This is a genomic window from Ralstonia sp. TCR112 (assembly GCF_007997035.1).
Taxonomy (GTDB): domain Bacteria; phylum Pseudomonadota; class Gammaproteobacteria; order Burkholderiales; family Burkholderiaceae; genus Ralstonia; species Ralstonia edaphi.
In genome coordinates, this window is sequence record NZ_VOSS01000009.1 from 47,499 (window position 1) to 64,300 (window position 16,802).

General features: G+C 64.8%; 15 protein-coding genes and 1 pseudogene. 1 reads left to right on the plus strand and 15 read right to left on the minus strand.

The genetic code is table 11. From position 1 onward, the window contains the following. The 10 genes from FUT88_RS04030 to FUT88_RS04075 form a co-directional block, all read right to left on the minus strand. The gene (locus tag FUT88_RS04030; protein WP_147213920.1) at window positions 1-1,203 is read right to left on the minus strand and encodes an acyl-CoA dehydrogenase family protein; all 1,203 of its coding nucleotides are present in this window, start codon (window positions 1,201-1,203) and stop codon (window positions 1-3) included. Window positions 1,204-1,233: 30 nt separating this feature from the next. Continuing rightward, on the minus strand, window positions 1,234-2,010 hold the full coding sequence (locus FUT88_RS04035) for an ABC transporter ATP-binding protein (protein WP_147213921.1): 777 nt from the start codon (window positions 2,008-2,010) through the stop codon (window positions 1,234-1,236). An 11-nt stretch (window positions 2,011-2,021) separates the two neighbouring features. After that, the gene (locus FUT88_RS04040) at window positions 2,022-3,317 is read right to left on the minus strand and encodes a monooxygenase (protein ID WP_410003866.1); all 1,296 of its coding nucleotides are present in this window, start codon (window positions 3,315-3,317) and stop codon (window positions 2,022-2,024) included. Window positions 3,318-3,323: 6 nt separating this feature from the next. Continuing rightward, the gene (locus tag FUT88_RS04045) at window positions 3,324-4,655 is read right to left on the minus strand and encodes an ABC transporter substrate-binding protein (RefSeq protein ID WP_147213922.1); all 1,332 of its coding nucleotides are present in this window, start codon (window positions 4,653-4,655) and stop codon (window positions 3,324-3,326) included. A 57-nt stretch (window positions 4,656-4,712) separates the two neighbouring features. Then, a complete protein-coding gene (locus FUT88_RS04050) occupies window positions 4,713-5,792 on the minus strand; it encodes a branched-chain amino acid ABC transporter permease (RefSeq protein ID WP_147213923.1) in 1,080 nt (359 codons plus the stop codon). Between the two features lie 3 nt (window positions 5,793-5,795). Beyond that, window positions 5,796-6,677 carry a branched-chain amino acid ABC transporter permease gene (locus tag FUT88_RS04055; protein ID WP_197032062.1) on the minus strand — a complete coding sequence of 294 codons (882 nt, stop codon included), beginning with the start codon at window positions 6,675-6,677 and terminating at the stop codon, window positions 5,796-5,798. Window positions 6,678-6,691: 14 nt separating this feature from the next. After that, entirely contained in the window at window positions 6,692-7,606 is a 915-nt protein-coding gene (locus FUT88_RS04060; protein ID WP_147213924.1) for an ABC transporter ATP-binding protein, read from the minus strand. A 93-nt stretch (window positions 7,607-7,699) separates the two neighbouring features. Continuing rightward, window positions 7,700-8,860 carry a dimethylsulfone monooxygenase SfnG gene (gene sfnG / locus FUT88_RS04065; protein WP_147213925.1) on the minus strand — a complete coding sequence of 387 codons (1,161 nt, stop codon included), beginning with the start codon at window positions 8,858-8,860 and terminating at the stop codon, window positions 7,700-7,702. A gap of 49 nt (window positions 8,861-8,909) precedes the next feature. Then, window positions 8,910-9,491: an FMN reductase gene (gene msuE / locus FUT88_RS04070; protein ID WP_147213926.1), complete on the minus strand. Its 582-nt coding sequence runs from the start codon at window positions 9,489-9,491 to the stop codon at window positions 8,910-8,912. A gap of 479 nt (window positions 9,492-9,970) precedes the next feature. Continuing rightward, window positions 9,971-10,357: a winged helix-turn-helix transcriptional regulator gene (locus tag FUT88_RS04075; protein WP_147213927.1), complete on the minus strand. Its 387-nt coding sequence runs from the start codon at window positions 10,355-10,357 to the stop codon at window positions 9,971-9,973. 148 nt (window positions 10,358-10,505) lie between these two features. On the opposite strand from FUT88_RS04075, the gene FUT88_RS04080 reads away from it, so the two are divergent. Next, on the plus strand, window positions 10,506-11,513 hold the full coding sequence (locus FUT88_RS04080) for a zinc-dependent alcohol dehydrogenase family protein (protein WP_147213928.1): 1,008 nt from the start codon (window positions 10,506-10,508) through the stop codon (window positions 11,511-11,513). 85 nt (window positions 11,514-11,598) lie between these two features. Here FUT88_RS04080 and FUT88_RS04085 read toward each other — a convergent pair whose 3' ends face one another. The 5 genes and pseudogenes from FUT88_RS04085 to FUT88_RS04105 form a co-directional block, all read right to left on the minus strand. Continuing rightward, a complete protein-coding gene (locus tag FUT88_RS04085) occupies window positions 11,599-12,252 on the minus strand; it encodes a GntR family transcriptional regulator (protein WP_024541853.1) in 654 nt (217 codons plus the stop codon). A gap of 227 nt (window positions 12,253-12,479) precedes the next feature. Continuing rightward, window positions 12,480-13,688 (minus strand): porin, encoded by a 1,209-nt coding sequence (locus FUT88_RS04090; protein WP_147213929.1) that lies wholly within the window; start codon window positions 13,686-13,688, stop codon window positions 12,480-12,482. A gap of 67 nt (window positions 13,689-13,755) precedes the next feature. Further along, window positions 13,756-15,108 carry a TRAP transporter large permease gene (locus FUT88_RS04095; protein ID WP_147213930.1) on the minus strand — a complete coding sequence of 451 codons (1,353 nt, stop codon included), beginning with the start codon at window positions 15,106-15,108 and terminating at the stop codon, window positions 13,756-13,758. 20 nt (window positions 15,109-15,128) lie between these two features. Next, window positions 15,129-15,602, minus strand: a pseudogene (locus tag FUT88_RS04100) (TRAP transporter small permease); the annotation flags it as partial. A gap of 134 nt (window positions 15,603-15,736) precedes the next feature. Further along, window positions 15,737-16,729 carry a TRAP transporter substrate-binding protein gene (locus tag FUT88_RS04105; protein ID WP_147213931.1) on the minus strand — a complete coding sequence of 331 codons (993 nt, stop codon included), beginning with the start codon at window positions 16,727-16,729 and terminating at the stop codon, window positions 15,737-15,739. Window positions 16,730-16,802: the final 73 nt, after the last annotated feature.

Sequence of the window (16,802 nt, forward strand, 5' to 3'; positions counted from 1 at the left end):
TCAGGAATAGAAGGAAGGTTCGGGCAGCGTGCCGTTCAGCGCCCAGTCGCCCAACTCGTGCAGCTTGTAGTCGACAGGGTCGTGCAGCGTCTGCGTGCGCAGGTTGCGCCAGAAGCGATCCAGCGCGAGCGCGCCGTGGGTGGCGCGTGCGCCGGTGGTCTCGAACATTCGGCTGGTCAGATCGAGCCCGACCCGCGTGGCTGCGACCTTGGCGGTGGCGATGGCAACACCAACGTGGCCGCGCGCGCGTGCCGTCAACGTGGGGCCTTGCACCCACGCTTCGTCAAAGCGTGTGGCCGCCTGCCGCGCCAGCAGGCGCACGCTCTCCAGGCCGACAAAGAACTCACCGTAGTGGGCCAGCGTGTACGGGTCTTCGCTCGCCCGCTTTGCTGCAGACCGATGCCAAGGTCGCGCCTCGTGCAGCGTGTAGTGCCGGGCCTGCTCGAACGCACCTTCTGCCAGACCCAGGAACAGGTGCACGAACACCAGCTGCGCCAGCAACGGGCGCAACGACGAAAAAGGCGTGGTGAGCGGCCCCGGATCGCGGAGCAGTTCGTTTTCTTCCACACGGACTTTCTCGAACAGGGCGCTGCCGCTGTCGGTCTGGCGCTGCCCGAAGGCGTTCCAGTCGTGGTTGAGCGTGATGCCGGCGCGTGCAGTCGGCACCGCTGCAACCAGCAGCTTGCGACTGTGTTCATCGATGCCCGAGGCAATCAGCATTTGCGAATCCAAGGCGCCCGAGCAGAAGCTCTTCTTGCCGGAGAACTCGTACCAGCCGTCGAACCGGCGCACGATGGTGCGATCGTCCAGCGGGTTCAGCGCGTTGCCCCAGAACCAGTGCTTGCGCGCGGTCTGCTCGTACCACGGCTCCCACTGGTCTGGCCGCGCAAACAGGCGCACGGTCGCCAAAAGCAGATGGTGGAAGCCGTAAACGTGGGCGATGGAGCTATCCACCTGTGCCAACTCGCGCACGGTGTCCAACGTCTCGGCCCAACTGGCACCGTGCCCGCCATAGCGCCTCGGAATCGCCAGGGAGAGCAGGCCGCTGCGCCGCAACGCGTCGCGTTCGGCCAAGGGCGTGCCGCCCGCGGCATCGCGTTCCACCGCCGTCCGGGCGAACTCGGCAGCCAGTGCCCTGGCGGATGACGGCGCCGGCACTGCAAGGGTTTCGGTGTCAGGAAAGATTGCCGTTTCTGTTGTCATGAACACTCGGGAAAAACGAATGGACGCCGCTCACGCCAAGGCTGGTGCTTGGTGCGCAACATCGCGGCCGAAATAGAAATGCTGGATGTCCTCACGCTGGCGCAACGCCTCAGCCGTGTCATTGAGCACGGTGACGCCTGCCTCCAGCACCGTGGCGCGATCGGCGTATTGCAGGGCCACCGTGGAGTTCTGTTCGGCCACCAGGATCGACAGCCCGTCTTCACGATTGAGCTGCCGCAGCCTCGCAAAGATGTCCTGCACGACCAGGGGCGCAAGGCCCATCGACAGCTCGTCCAGCACCAGCAGGCGCGGGCGTGACATCAGCGCGCGCCCAATGGCGGCCATCTGCTGCTCACCGCCCGACGTGAGGCCGGCGGCAACCCGGCGCCGTGCTTTCAGGCGCGGGAAGATCGCGTACACGCGTTCCAGGTCGGCGGCCGTCTCCGCGCGCGAAGCGCTGCGCCCGAGCGCACCGGTAACGAGGTTCGCCTCGATGGACAGGTTCGGAAAGCAGCGCCGGCCCTCCAGCACCTGAACGAGCCCCAGGCGCACCAGCTGCGCAGGCGTGGTGCGAACGACGTCATGCCCGTCCAAACGGATGGTGCCGGCAGTGACCTGTCCGCGTTCGGGCACCAGCAGGTTGGAGATCGCCTTGAGCGTGCTCGACTTGCCCGCACCGTTTGCGCCCAGCAGTGCGTGCACCTCACCGCGTTGCACGGTGAGGTTCACGTTGTGCAGGGCGACGATGGCATTCTGGTACGTCGCTTCGACACCGTTGACGTGCAGCAGCACAGCAGGATCGCGCATCGTCATCACGCTCAGGCCGCTTTGGCGATGGGCGGTGTCGCCGTGGTACCGGGCCCCGCACCGATCTGCCAGACATACGGCGGTTCGGTGCCGTTGATGTGCCAGTCGCCGATGATGCGCGCCTTGTAGATCAGCGGATTGTGCGAGGCCACCGTGCGCGCGTTGCGCCAGTGGCGGTCCAGCGCCTTGCCCGAGGCCGTGGCGGATGCGCTGAGCGCATTGAAGAACTGCGTGGACGCACGCAACACGAGATCGGAAATCGCCACCTGCCCTTGCGCGGATTCGAGTTCGGCGTCGATGTTGGCCTGGCGCTCCTGCGCAGCGTCGCCGGCCCAGCGGGCGTCATAGGCACGTTGCGCGGCGAAGGTGGCGCGAATGGCCGTGGCCTCCGCCGCGTAGGCCAATGCCGACACCTCGCCAACCACCTGCTGCACCTGCACGTCTTGCGCCACCGCCGAGGCGTTGCCGGTGCTGAAGATGCGTTTGCGCTCGCGCACCTGCTGCGCGACCTCGCGCGTGATGGCCCGCGCAATGCCGGCCAGCGTGGCCAGGTGGAACAGCTGGTAGAACGCGGTCTGATACTTGAAGCGGCTGCTGAACGGGAAGATGTTTTCGTCTTCCACGGCGGCGTTCTCATACACCGAGGTGCCGCTGCCGGTGGTGCGCTGGCCGAAGCCGTTCCAGTCGTCGTGGTGCGTCACGCCGGGCTGATGCGAGCTGACGGCGGCGATCACGTCGGTGCCGTCTTCCAGGCGCGCATACAGGTCGACCCAATCGGCAAAGATGCTTCCGGTGCTGTAGTACTTGCGCCCGTTGGCAACCCAGCGGCCGTCCCGTTTGGAGATGCGCGTGATGACATCGCCAATGGCCACGTCGCCGACTTCCGTCCACGCGTTGCCGACCAGGTCGCCGGCCACGAAGCGCCGCAGCCAGACTTCGTTGCCGGCATCGCGCGGTGCGTTCAGGCGATCTTCCACGAAGGCGAAATGCCCGCGCAGCGCCTGCACGATGTTGGAGTCGGCGTCGGCCAGCTCAATCAGCAGCTGGAACAGTTGGGGCAGCGTGGCGCCGTCGCCGCCGTATTCCACCGGCACGCGCACCGCGCCGAAGCCCGCCTGCTTGAGCCACTGGATGGCGTCGACGCCGAGCTGGCGGTTGTGCTCGCGCTGCAAGGCGGTATCGCGGATGCGCTGGAAGACGGGGCGGTACTTCTGCGCAAGGGTTTCGTAGGGAGCGCCGAACAGGGTCTCGGCGTGCGGCTGCGTCATGGCGAACCTCCGGGTGGGTCGGGCAGGGTGGAGAGACAGCGGAATTCAATCGTTGATGCTCGTGCGCACCTTGATGTTTTTCTCTTTGGCGTACGCCAGCGACGATTTCTCGATGATGGGCCGCAGCAGTTTCCAGTCCGGTGCGATCCAGTCGGAGATCACGTTCCATTTTGTGCCATCCCACTGCTGGAAGGCGACGCGGCCGTCTCCTTCATGGTTGTCCCACGTGACGTTGATGGAGTGGAACAGGCCCTTGGCGCCCAGCGCAGCGGCGCGGGCTTCGTCAATCTTCAGGTTCTCCAGGCCCCAGCGGACTTCGTCGCCGGTCAGCGTGCGCTTGCCGAACTTGGCCTGCGCGATGCGAATGGCTTCCACGTTCAGGATGCCGTTGAGCACGCCCAGGTTGTGGTACACGCTGCCGATGCGCTTCTTGTCTTGCAGGTTGCCCTTGCCGTGGTCGTACAGCGTTTTGGTGATCTGCTGAACCACCGGGTATTGCGCACCCGCAGCCACCGTCGTGATGGCGACGTAGCCCTTGGCGGCATCGCCGGCCGGGATCACGTCTTCTTCGGAGTTGGACCACACGTTGCCGATGATGTGGTCGGCCGGAAAGCCTGTCTTCTGTGCCGTCTTGAGCGCCACCGGGTTCATCACGCCCCAGCCGCGCAGCACGACGTAATCGGGTTTGGCGCGGCGGATGGCCAACCATTGCGACTGCTGCTCATTGCCCGGGTGCGGCACTTCGATCTGCTGCACCGTGAAGCCGTATTTCTTCGCCAGCAGTTCATAGATGGGGATCGTCTCTTTGCCGTACGGCGAGCCGTGATACAGCACGACGATCTTCTTGCCCTTGAGCTTGTCGACGCCGCCTTCCTTGGTGCCGATGTAGTTGACGATGCCGGAGGTCTCGCTGTACGGGTTGAGCAGCAGCGGGAAGATGTACTTGAACACGCGTCCGTCCGTCGTGTCGGTGCGGCCGTGGTTGATGGTGAGCAGCGGCACCTTGTCGGCGGTCACCCGGTCGAGCAGCGCATACGCAATGCCGACCGACAGCGGATTCCATGTGGCGATGCCGGGGTGCGTCTTCAGGCGTTCGTACACCTCCACGCCGCGTTCCACTTCGTACTGCGTTTCGCCTTCTTCCCAGGTCAGCTTGACGCCGCCCACGCCGCCGTCTCGCGTGTTGACGAGGTTCAGGTAATCGATGAAGCCGCCAAAGAACCCCGTGCCGCCGGCTGCATATGGGCCGACGCGGTAGCTTTGCAGCGGAAAGAACTGCTCATCCGCATGGGCGGCTTGTACGCCCAGACCGGCCAGGCCAGAAAGGGCCAGCGCGCCGGTCAGCAACGCCATCTTGATGGTGCGGGGGAGGGACATGGTGCAGATGCTCCTGGTATCGATGCGACGTAGGTTGAGTGGAGACAGAGGACGGAATCAGCGCCGGGAAGCGCGGCGCACGACATTGCTTATCCGGCGCAGCACCCGCTGCCACAGGGCGGCAAGGCCCTGCGGCTCGGCAATCAGAAAGGCCACGATGAGCGCACCGATCACGATGCGCTGGCTGAGGTCCAGTACGCCGGAGTCGAACCGGCTGCCGAACACGAACGCGCCAAAGCGGGACAGCAGCAGCGGGAACACCACCACCAGCGCTGCGCCCAGGAACGCGCCCCGGATGGTCGCCAGGCCGCCGATGATGACGATGAACAGGATCTGGAACGATCGATCGAGATTGAAGCCCGCGGGCTCCACCGTGCGCAGATAGACGAAGCCCCACAGCACACCCGCCACGCCAATGACGAACGATGAGATGGCAAAGGCGAGCAGCTTGGTCCGCAGTACGGGCACGCCGGTAACGCGCGCCGCCATTTCGTTGTCGCGCACGGCAATGAAATGGTGTCCGGTGGGCGTTTGCACGAGCCGCCAGACCAATGCCGTGAGGATCGCCACGACCGTGAGCGCAAACACGTAGCGCAGCGCTGGCGTGTCGAATGCGAAGCCCGCCACCACGATGGGCGGCGCGTCGATCACGCCCGATGCGTTGTTGTTGCTGAACCAGCCGTACTTGGTCAGTGCCCACTGCACGAAGAATTGCGCGGCGAGGGTCGATACGGCCAGGTAGAAGCCGCGCAGGCGCAGGCTCGGCAACCCGAAGGCGACGCCGATGGCGGTGGCGGCCAGCCCGGCCAGCACGATGCTGACAGGCAGCGGCAGACCGTCAACGCGCAGGTTGAAGTTGTACGCGGCGAACGCGCCCACTGCCATGAAGGCGGCCGAGCCCACCGACAATTGGCCCGCGTAGCCCGTCAACAGGTTCAGGCCCACCGCCGCAAGCGACAGCGCGAGGAACGGAATGAGGATGGCATCCAGCCAATAGTCCGATGCGACCGGCGGCACGACGAAGTAGGCCAGCAGCAGCGTCACCGCGGGCGTTGCCCATGCGGGCCAGGACAGGTGCGTCCGCGCAGTAGAGGGGCGCGTGGTGTGCCCGGATGGGGCGTCCAATGCAGTCGACATGGCTCAGGCTCTCTCGACAGGGCGCAGGCCGAACAGCCCGCCCGGTTTGACCAGCAGGAAGGCAAGCGCGGCCACATAGGCGATCCAGCTCTCGATGCCGCCGCCGACAAATGGCCCCAGGTACACCTCGGCGAGCTTCTCCAGCGCGCCGATGATCAAGCCACCGACCACCGCGCCCAGGATCGAATCGAAGCCGCCCAGCACCAGCACCGGCAGCGCCTTGAGCACCACCAGCGACAGCGAGAACTGCACGCCCAGGCGTGCGCCCCACAGCAGCCCCGCCACGAGGGCGATGACGCCGGCTGTGGCCCAGACCGTTGCCCAGATGCGCGGTAGCCGCAAGCCCACGGCAATGGCGGCGAATGTGTCGTCCGCCACGGCACGAAACGCCAGCCCCACGCGTGTGTAGCGGAAGAACACCGACAGCGCCGTCACCATGACGGCTGCAGTGGCGGCGGCAAACAAGTCAAAGCTGGAGACGAGGATGCCGCCGATCTGCAGCGGCGCATCGGAAATGCCGAGGTTCAACTCGTGTACCTGCGTGCCCCACACCAGCTGCGCCACGCCCTCGATCACGTACGACAGGCCGAGCGTCGCCATGAACAGCGTGATGGGCGGCTGATTGACCAGCGGCCTCAGCACCGCGCGCTCGATCCCGAGCCCCAGCAGCACCATCAACGTGAAGGTGAGCAGCAACGCGAGCGGGAACGGCACGCCGCGCTCGAGCAGGCTGACAAATGTGAGCGCAGCAAACAGCAGCTGCGCGCCCTGCGCGAAATTGAGCACGCCCGAGGTCTTGTAGATCAGCACAAAGCCAATCGCCACCAGCGAATACATCACGCCGGACAGCAGGCCGCCCACCAGCACCTCGGCAAAGAACGCCAGGTCGAAGTCGCCCATCATTGGGCCTCCGCCGCGCTTGGCGCGTCGTGTGCGACGCCGAGGTAAGCATCGATGACGGCCGGGTCGTCGCGCACGGCTTGCGGCGTGCCGTCGGCGATCTTGCGGCCGTAGTCGAGCACCGCCACGCGATCGGACAGGCCCAGCACGATGCCGATGTCGTGTTCGATCAGCACGATGGTGGTGCCCCACTGGTCGCGCGCCGCGCGGATCAGGTCGGCCATCTGAACCTTCTCCGTCACCGTCATGCCGGCGAGCGGCTCATCGAGCAGCAACAGGCGTGGCCGCGCGACCAGCGCACGCGCCAGTTCAACGCGCTTTTGCAGCCCATAGGAAAGCGTGCCCGCGAGCTGGTCCTGCACGTCGCCCAGGCCGACAAAGTGGATTACCTGTTCCGCACGCTCGCGCGCATCGGCCAGCTCGCGGCGCGCGCGGCCCAGCCCGATCAACTGCTCGACGAAGACGGAGCGGGTGTGCTGTACGCGGCCGAGCGCAATGTTGTCGCGCACGCTCAGGCCCTTGAACAACGCCAGGTTCTGGAACGTGCGGGCAATGCCAAGACCGGCCAATCGTGCCGGCGACACCTTGCGCATGGCGCGGCCATTGAGCCAGATGCCGCCGCGGTCGGGTTCGTACAGGCCGCTGATGATGTTGACCAGCGAGCTTTTGCCCGCACCGTTGGGACCGATGATGGCGCGGATCTCGCCCCGCGCCACGGTGAGCTCGACGCCCTTGAGCGCCTGAATGCCGCCGAACGACAGGTCGATGTCGGCCAGCCGCAACGCGGGTGCCGCGGCCGGCACGGCATGGGTGTCAACGCTGCGTGCAGGCGATGGCGCATCGGCGTTACGCGTGTCGGCGTAGCGTGCGAGCGGCGGTGGCGGGGCAGCAAGTTCAGCGGACGTGTGAGACATGGCGGTCTCCGCAAAGCGACAGGCAACAGAACTCCCCCGCGCCCACTCAACTGAGCGGGCGCGTGCGGGAAACGCGGGTATCAGGTCAGGCGGTCAGGCGGCGGACGTGGCGGCCTCGGCCTCGCGCGTGTCGGCGCTTGTGTCGGCGCCTGACGCAGCGCTTGTGGCAGCGCGTTGGGCTTCCAGCTCGCGCACCAGCGGCAGCACCTTGCGACCGAAGTACTCGACTTCTTCGATGAAGTGCAGGAAGCCGGCCAGGATCAGGTCAACGCCGATCGACTTCAGGTGCACGATGCGCTCCGCAATCTGCTGCGGCGTGCCGATCAGGTTGGTGCGGAAACCGTCGTTGTATTGAACGAGATCTTCAAACGTGGATTTCGCCCAGTTGCCTTCACCTTCGGGCGATGCCTTGCCGGCTTGCTTCACCGCATCGCCAAAGGCATGCACGGCTTCCACGTGCGCATGCTTGATGATGTCGTCCAGCACCGCCTTGGCTTCTTCTTCGGTATCGCGCGCGATGATGAAGGCGTTCACCCCGATGCGGACCTTGTGGCCGTTCTCGCGGGCCTTCGCCTGGATATCGTCGATCTGCGCCTTGATGCCTTCGGGCGTATTGCCGTTGGTGAAGTACCAGTCCGATACGCTGGCCGCGTTGTCGCGTGCGGCACGCGAGCTGCCGCCCTGGAAGATCTCCGGGTGCGGCTTCTGCAGCGGCTTTGGGCTCAGCGTGTAGTCGTTGATGCGGTAGAAGTCGCCCTTGAAGGTGAACTTGTCCTGCGTCCAGATGCCCTTGAGCACGCGGATGAATTCGTTGGAGCGGCGATAGCGCTCGTCGTGTTCGAGCCAAGGCTCCCCGAGTGCCTGGAACTCGCCCTTGAACCAGCCGCTGACGACATTGATGGCGATGCGGCCGTTGGAGATGTGGTCGATCGTGGCCAACTGCTTGGCCACCACCGCCGGATGCCAGGGGCCCGGCAGGATGGCGGCCAGCACCTTCAGCTTGGTGGTGGCGTGCAGGATGGCCTGGCTGAACGACACTGATTCGTGCTGATGCTCGGCGCCGTAGCCGGCGGTAAAACGGATCTGGCTGAGCGCGTAGTCAAAGCCGGCCTTCTCAGCCGTCTGCGCCAGCTTCTGGTTGTATTCGAGGCTCCAATCGGTGCGCTGCGGGATGGTGCTGACGACCAGGCCGCCGCTGACGTTCGGCACCCAGTAGGCAAACTTGATAGTGGCGCTGGAAGAAGATTGGCTCATCGCGATGGTCCTTTGCTCAGTGCGGGATGGGAACGAACGAAGCGGCGCTTCAGGCGGCTTGCGCCACCGGGGCGGTGCGGAGGTCTGCGGCCGACGCCGTGCTCAGCAGCGGCAACGCACGCGTGACGGCCAGGGCGATCCGGTCACGCAGTGCCTGACTGGTGATGTCGTAGCCGTTGAAATCCTGCTCGGATGCATACACGCCGAGCGGCAATGTGCGCGCCTGGAAGAAGCTGAAAAGCGGCCGCAGCTGATGGTCGATCACCAGCGCGTGACGGTCGCTGCCGCCCGTGGCTGCCAGCAGGACAGGCACGTCGATGAGCGCTTCGTGGTGGACCAGATCAAAAAGATGCTTGAACAGACCCGTGTATGAGCCGCGATACACCGGGCTCGCGACCACGAGCACATCGGCCGACTCAATGGCGGCAAGTTCCGCCTGCACCCGGCCCGGCAGCTGGTCTCGATACGACGTGCCACCAATGGCTGGAGCCAGTTCTTCGAGCGTGATCAGGTGGACATCGATGGGAAGAACCTCGGCGAGGGCGGCCAGCAGTTGCTCGACCAATACGAGTGTCCGCGAGGGGCGCTGCACGCTGCCCGAGACGGCCACGACCTTGAACTTGCGACTCATTGTGAGTACCTCTGCGCTTGCGCGATCGACGGAACGATGTGAATGCATGAGCGCGGCCGGCCTTGAGCCATGTCCTGCGCCTGCAAATCATTCTGCGTCGCACCATGCGCAGCGGCATACGTAGAAATCGGAGCATCTATATTTCAATGCTCGCGTTTCACGCTAAGTCTCTGAGCTGTAAAGAGAATTGAATTCAGTCTTTGGCATTGGGGCGGTGTTGCCAATCCGCAATCGCGCGATGTCATATCGAAAGACGAATTCCGGATGCGTGCAAGCACGCAATCTGCTGGAGACTTGCTTCCAAAGCATCACGATCAACGTGCAGGTCGGTGTGATGATCGACAGCGTCAGCTGCGCGTGTGGTGCCGCAGCCGGTCAATGGCGCGGTCTATGGCGAGCGCCTCCTGTGTCGTACTGCGACGTGGCCGCGGCGACGCCGCGCCTTTGACGGGCTCCTTTTTGGAAGCCCTTGTGTGACTTCAAGTCGCTATCGCCTCGCCACGCGCGCACTCCGGCGCTACGGCCGGCTCGCGAGACATCTCGTTCGTGCGATACGACTCGCCCCACTCGCGCAGGCTGATGAGCACCGGCGCCAGCGATTCGCCAAGCGGGGTGAGCGCATATTCGACCTTGGGCGGCACCTGCGGATAGACATGCCGCGCGATGACGCCGTCCGCCTCGAGCTCGCGCAATTGCAGCGTCAGCATGCGCTGCGTCGCGTTGGGAATCAGCCGCGTCAGTTCCATGAAGCGCTTCTTCCCGGGCAGTAGATGGAACAGGATCACGGGCTTCCAGACGCCGCCGATTACGGAAAGCGTGACTTCGACCGCACAGCCGCTTTTGCCGTCCTGACGTTTCAGACGCATGGTTTTATACCTACAAAATTGATAGTACCTGTGAAAATTGTACGTTCTTGCGAAGCAGGAGGTACGACGTGACAATGCCTGCAATGCGGTATCGCTGCAAGTTTTGCAGCGCTGCCTTTGCAACCTTCTCACTGAGGACATCGTCTTTATGAAAGCCATTACCCTGCGCCAGCCCGCTGGCCTCGACAAACTTCACCTCGTCGATCTGCCCGACCCCGGCCAGCCGCGCGCCGGAGAAATCCGCGTGCGTGTGCATGCCAGCTCGCTCAACTTTCACGATCTGGGCGTGGTCAGTGGCCGCATGCCGAGTGCCGACGGCCGCATCCCCATGTCAGATGGTGCCGGGGTGGTGGAAGCAGTGGGCGAAGGCGTGGATGAGTTTGCCGTGGGCGATTCGGTCGTCTCGACGTTTTTTCCGACCTGGCTGGATGGCGGGCCGACCATCGCCGATTTTGCGACCGTGCCCGGCGACGGCGTCGACGGCTATGCACGCGAATACGTCGTGCGCCCGGCGCATTGGTTCACGCATGCGCCGCGCGGTTACAGCCATGCCGAAGCGGCCACGCTGACGACGGCAGGCCTCACTGCATGGCGTGCGCTGGTGGTCGACGCGCGCTTGAAGGCCGGTGACACCGTGCTGGTGCTCGGCACGGGCGGCGTGTCGATCTTTGCGCTGCAATTTGCCAAGAGCATGGGCGCAACGGTGATCGCAACTTCATCCTCCGACGAGAAGCTGGCACGGGCCCAGGCGCTCGGCGCTGATTTCACGATCAACTATCGGCGCGATACCGACTGGGCGGCCAAGGTGCTCGAGTACACGAACGGCCGGGGCGTGGACAACGTGATCGAAGTGGGCGGCCCCGACACGCTCGGCCAATCCATTCAGGCGTGCCGCACGGGCGGGCATATCGCCCTGATCGGGGTGCTGACCGGCGTTGCCGGCCCGGTGCCGACGGTTGAGCTGATGCGACGGCATCAGACGCTGCAGGGTTTGATTGTCGGCAGCCGAAGCCACCAGCGCGACATGGTGCGCGCCATCGAGGCGACCGGCATCAAGCCGGTGATTGATCGGACGTTCGCGCTGGAAGACATTGCCGACGCGTTTGCGCATCAGGCGGCGGGCAAGCACTTCGGCAAGCTTTGCCTGTCGATTTGAGTTGCGCGGGCGGCGCGAAACACCCTCGGCTTGGGTGGGACGCCGCCCGAATCTGCCGGCCAATGCACCGGCGTGAAGGCGAGGGTTATACGGTGAAGTATTCGGGCCGCAGCCGGCGCGTGATTTCCAGCACCGGCAGCACGTGGTCCAGATGCTCGCGCATGGCGCGCACGGCGCGTTTCGGGTTGTTGGAAGCCAGGGCGTCGATCACCGCGCGGTGCTCGGCCAGCACCTCGGTCATGCGGCCCTCCAGGGGCAGCGTCAGCAGCCGGTAGCGGTCGATTTGCGTTTTGACTTCGAGGATGATCTGCCAGACGCCGGGGTAGCCCGACAGCTCGGCCAGCGTGGCGTGAAAGGCTTCATCGGTGCGGAAGAAGCCGCGCCGGTTGCTCTCGCGCACGCATTGGGCTTGCCGCTCCAGCACGACGTTGAGCTTGTGGATGCCTTCGGGCGTCATGCGCTCGGCAGCCTTCTCGATGATGGCGACCTCCAGCGCGCCGCGCACGAGCATGGCTTCTTCCAGCGTATTGAGCGGAATGCGGGAGACGAACGTCCCGACGCGGGCCTGGACGTCGATCAGTCCTTCCTCGGCCAACCGCTGGACCGCCTCGTGCACGGGGGTGCGGCTGGTGCCGAATTCTTCTGCGAGATCCTTCTCGACGATGCGCGTTCCGGGCAGCAGTTCCATCTCGACAATCCGCTCACGCAGGCTCAGGTACACGCGTCGAGAGGCGGTCATGGTGGCCTCGTCCTCACGCGACGAGGGGAAAGGGCGCGAAGTCATACAGCTCGCAACGAGTTCGGGGGGAAGTGGAAAGGGTCGCAACGGCGCAGCCTGAGGTTTCGATGCGGTCAGAGACCAAGGGCGGCGCGGGCACCATGATAGCGGCAAACTCCGCGCGCTTGAACAGAGGTGAACCCGGGCACGGCGTCCGAAGTGGACGCTGTGCCCGGCGCTCAAACCGGTCAGAACCGGTGAATCATGCCGACAGCCACGGCCAGCTGCGACCCGGTTGCCGAGGGTGCGCCGTTCTGGCCGTCGCCGATGGACGCCGTGGCGTCGATGATGCTGCCCGTGGGCGAGATCGTCTTGCCGTTGGCCTTCTGGTACGCCTCCAGCAAGTACAGGCCCGTGCGCTTCGAAAAGCTGTAGTACTGCGACAGGTTGAACTGGTGATACGTCGCCGCATCGGCAATGCCGTTGGCCTTGGTGGCGCGCGTGTACGAATAGCCGGCTGCCAGGTCAAGCGTCGGGGTGGCCTTGTAGTGCAGCACGGCGCCGCCCGTATTGAAGATCGCCTCGCTGGCGAACTTGGAGTTCAGGCCCGGGATGTACTGCACGTTGGAGTACGACACCGACACGTCCCATGTCGGCGAGAACGTGTACGAGCCCAGCACGGCAAAGCGCTGCTGTGCGGCCGCCAGCTGGTAGCCGGCATTGATGGCGGACACGGCCGGCTGGCTGCCGTTGTTGGATAGCGCCGAGTTCGCGCCCCAGGCGCCTCCGCCCACCGTGGAGTTGTTCACGCGCATGAAGCCGGCCCCCACGCCGACCGGCCCGTTGGCATAGCGCGCGGCAAAGCTCCAGGTGGACCCATTGCCCGCGCTGCCCGGCGTTTCGCCCATGCCGTACGAGCCGCTGAACGTCACGCCGCCTAGCGTGGGCGACATGTACACCACGGAGTTGTTGACGCGGTAGTTGGTGTCGAGCGAATCGATATCGCCGGGGTGCGCACCGTAGAAGCCGGTCAGCCAGTTGATCGGGCTGTACGGGGCGAGGATCGAGAAATACGCCGTGTACTGACGGCCCAGCGTGACGGTGCCCAGGTCGCGGTTGGCAATGCCGACGAACGCCTGGCGATTGAACATCAGCCCCGAGACCGATTGCGAGCCCGTGTCGCCGTTAAAGCCTTCTTCGAGCACGAACTGCGCGCTGTTGCCGCCGCCCAGGTCTTCGTTGCCCTTGAAGCCGAAGCGGCTGCCCGACCAGATGCCGCTGTTCTGCTTCACGACCGAATGGCCGTTCGAGGTGGAGCCGACCGAGGTCTGGTTGCTCTGATACCCGACCGACACGTCGATGTTGCCGTACAGCGTGACGCTGCTCTGCGCGTACGCCGATTCGGCGATGCCTCCTGTGAGTGCAATCGCTGCCGCGATGGCTACCTGGCTCTTCATGATGACTCCTTCCTTGATGTCGCAGCCGTGGCCGCATGTTGGTTATTCGTGGGGATTGCGTTTGTGCTCAGAACACCGGATGCCCGTTGATCACGCTCGGCAGCCAGGTCGAGAAGAACGGCACGTAGGTCACCACGTTGATGGCGGTGAAGATGGCGAGGTAGTAGGGCCAGGCGATCTTGGTGGTCTCACCGATGGAGACCTCCCCGATGGCGCAGCCGACAAACTGCACCGAGCCGATGGGCGGATGCACGAGGCCGAGCGAACAGTTCAGCAGCAGCATGATCCCGAACTGCACCGGGCCGACGCCGCAGTGCATGGCCATCGGCAGGAACAGCGGCGTGGTGATCAGGATGTGCGCCGCCATGTCGACGAACGTACCCAGGAAGACCTGCAGGATGTTGATGTAGAGCAGCATCAGCCAGGGTGCGGCGCTGGTCTGCGTGAGCATCTGCTCGATGGCGTCCGGGATCTCCAGGTAGGCCAACTGGAAGCGCAGCATGTTCGACACGGCAATCAGCAGCAGCACCACGCCCGTGGTCTTGGCGGCGTGGGCGAGCGCGCGGCGGAACTTGCTCCACGTCATGGAGCGATAGACGAGCACCGTCAGGCACAGCGAATACGCGACGGCGATGGCGGCGGCTTCGGTGGCCGTGGCAATGCCCATGGCCACGCATACCAGGATCAGCGCGATCACCATCAGGCCCGGTACCGCGCCCACAAAGGCGCGTGCCACGGCAAACCAGCCGGGGAAGGCCGGCAGCTCGGTCGAGCCGTCGGCGCGGCGCGGGAAGCCGTAGCGCTTGGCTTGCCAGTAGGCGGCGATCAGCACGAAGCCCATGACCCACAGCACGGGCAGCAGCCCCGAGAACAGCAGGTCGCCAATCGACACGCCGCTCACCTGCTGACCGTTGAGCGAACCCACGATGCCCTGCGCCGCAAAGGCGTAGATGATCATGTTGGTTGAGGTCGGCATGAGCGCCCCGGCCAGCGAGGCATGCGTGGTCACGTTCACGGCGTAGGCCGCGCTGTAACCTTCGCGCTTCATCAGCGGGATCACCACGCCGCCCATGGCCGACGTGTCGGCGGTGGGCGAACCCGACACGCCGCCGAACAGCGTGCAGGCCACCACGTTGGCCATGCCGAGGCCACCGCGGAAGTGCCCCACGAGGGATTGCGCGAAGCGCAGGATGCGGTCTGCGATGCCGCCGTGCAGCATCAGCTCGCCCGACAGAATGAAGAACGGCACGGCCAGGAACGAGAACGCGTTCATGCCCGAGATCATCGACTGCATGGCGGTGGCCGCCGGCAGACCTTCGTGCAGATACGTCAGCACGCATGACAGGCCGAGCGCGAACGAAACCGGTACGCCCAGCAGAAGAAACGCCAGAAAACTGACGGAGAGAATGGCGAGATCCATGGTGACTTAACTGCGTCTTGCGCGAACAGCCCGATCAGGCGTTCGAGAGCGAATAGGGCGATGGCGACACTGGCCACGATCGGAATCCAGTAGCGGACGGCTTCAGGCAGGCCGAGGATGGGAATGCGATCACCGAACGTGGTTTCGGCCATGTCGAAGCAGCCGATGAAGATCACCACGGCAAAGGCGATCAGACACAGCTTCTGCAGCACGTGCGCGGCGCGCTTGCCACCAGCAGGGAGGCGCTCAACAAAGGAATCCAGGCCGATATGGCCGCCTTCGCGCACCTTGAGCGCGGCCCCGAACATCGCGATGGCCACCACCATGAGTAGGGCGATGGGTTCAACAAAATCCGGCGCGTTGTTGAAGACGTAGCGCATGACCACGCCGTAGAAGACGAGTACGGTCAGCGTGGCCAGGCATGACGCCGCCACAAGCGAGAGCACAAGCGCAAACGCATCGTTGATGCGTTTGAGTAAAGACATCGATTGCATGCTGAACCTGGAGGGGGAGCGCGGTATCGGAGGTGGGCAGGCGTGGCCGGTGTACCAACGGCGCACATCGGCAGCCTGCCCGGCGCGGGCTTGCGGGAAAGGCGCAGGCCCTGCGCTTGAGCGGTGAGGCAGGCTTACTTGGTGGCGACGATCGCGTTGACGATGTCCTTCATCTGCGGCGTGGTTTCGTACTTCGTCCAGAGCGGCTGCATGGCCTTGACGAAGGCGGCGCGGTCGACCTGCGACGCCGGCACGATGGTGGCGTTGCCCTTGGTCACGGTGGCCGTGGCAGCCTGCTCGCGCGCGGTCCAGAGCTTTACGTAGTACGGCACCGAATCTGCAGCGGCCTTGCGAATGGCGGCTTGCTCCTGCGGCGTGAGCGTGTCCCAGATCTTCTTGGAGAACACCAGCACTTCCGGCGTCATCGCATGCTGCGTTTCGGAGTAGATCTGCGCGACTTCAAAGTGCTTGGTTTCCTCATACGACGGGATGTTGTTTTCCGCCGCATCCACCAGGCCCGTCTTCAGGCCGGTGTAGACCTCGCTGAAGGGCATCGGCGTGGGCGTGCCGCCCATGGCCTTGATCTCATCCACCATCAGGTCCGACGGCTGCACGCGGATCTTCACGCCCTTCATGTCGGCCGGCGTGTGGATCGCCTTCTTGGCGTAGATCGACCGCGCGCCGCTCTCATAGAACGTCAGCGCGACGAAACCCTTGGCAGCAAACGCATCGAGAATCTTCTGGCCGACCGGGCCGTACATCACCTTGCGGAAGTGCTCGATATCGCGGAACAGGAAGGGCAGCGAGGGGATGACCGATTCCGGGACGATCTCGTTGAAGGCCGCGCCGTTGGCACGCACCATGTCGATCGCGCCGATGCGCACCTGGTCGATGGTGTCTTTCTCCGAGCCCAGCGCGCTGTTGCCGAACACCTTGACGGAGTCCTTGCCGTCGGTGGCCTTTTTGATTTCCTCTCCCATGAACTTGACGGCCATGTTGGTCGGATAGGTGTCGCCGTGCACGTCGGCCACACGGAAGGTGCGTGCTTGCGCGGCGCCGCTTGCGAAGGCGGCCAGCAGTGCGGCGAACAGCAGGGACGAACGGGCGATTGCGATAGGGCGTTTCATGATGGATGGGTGGGCAGCAGGGTCGGAATAAAAAGGCGCCGGCCGGCGGATCCAGCCGAGCGCGAAGGAGGCG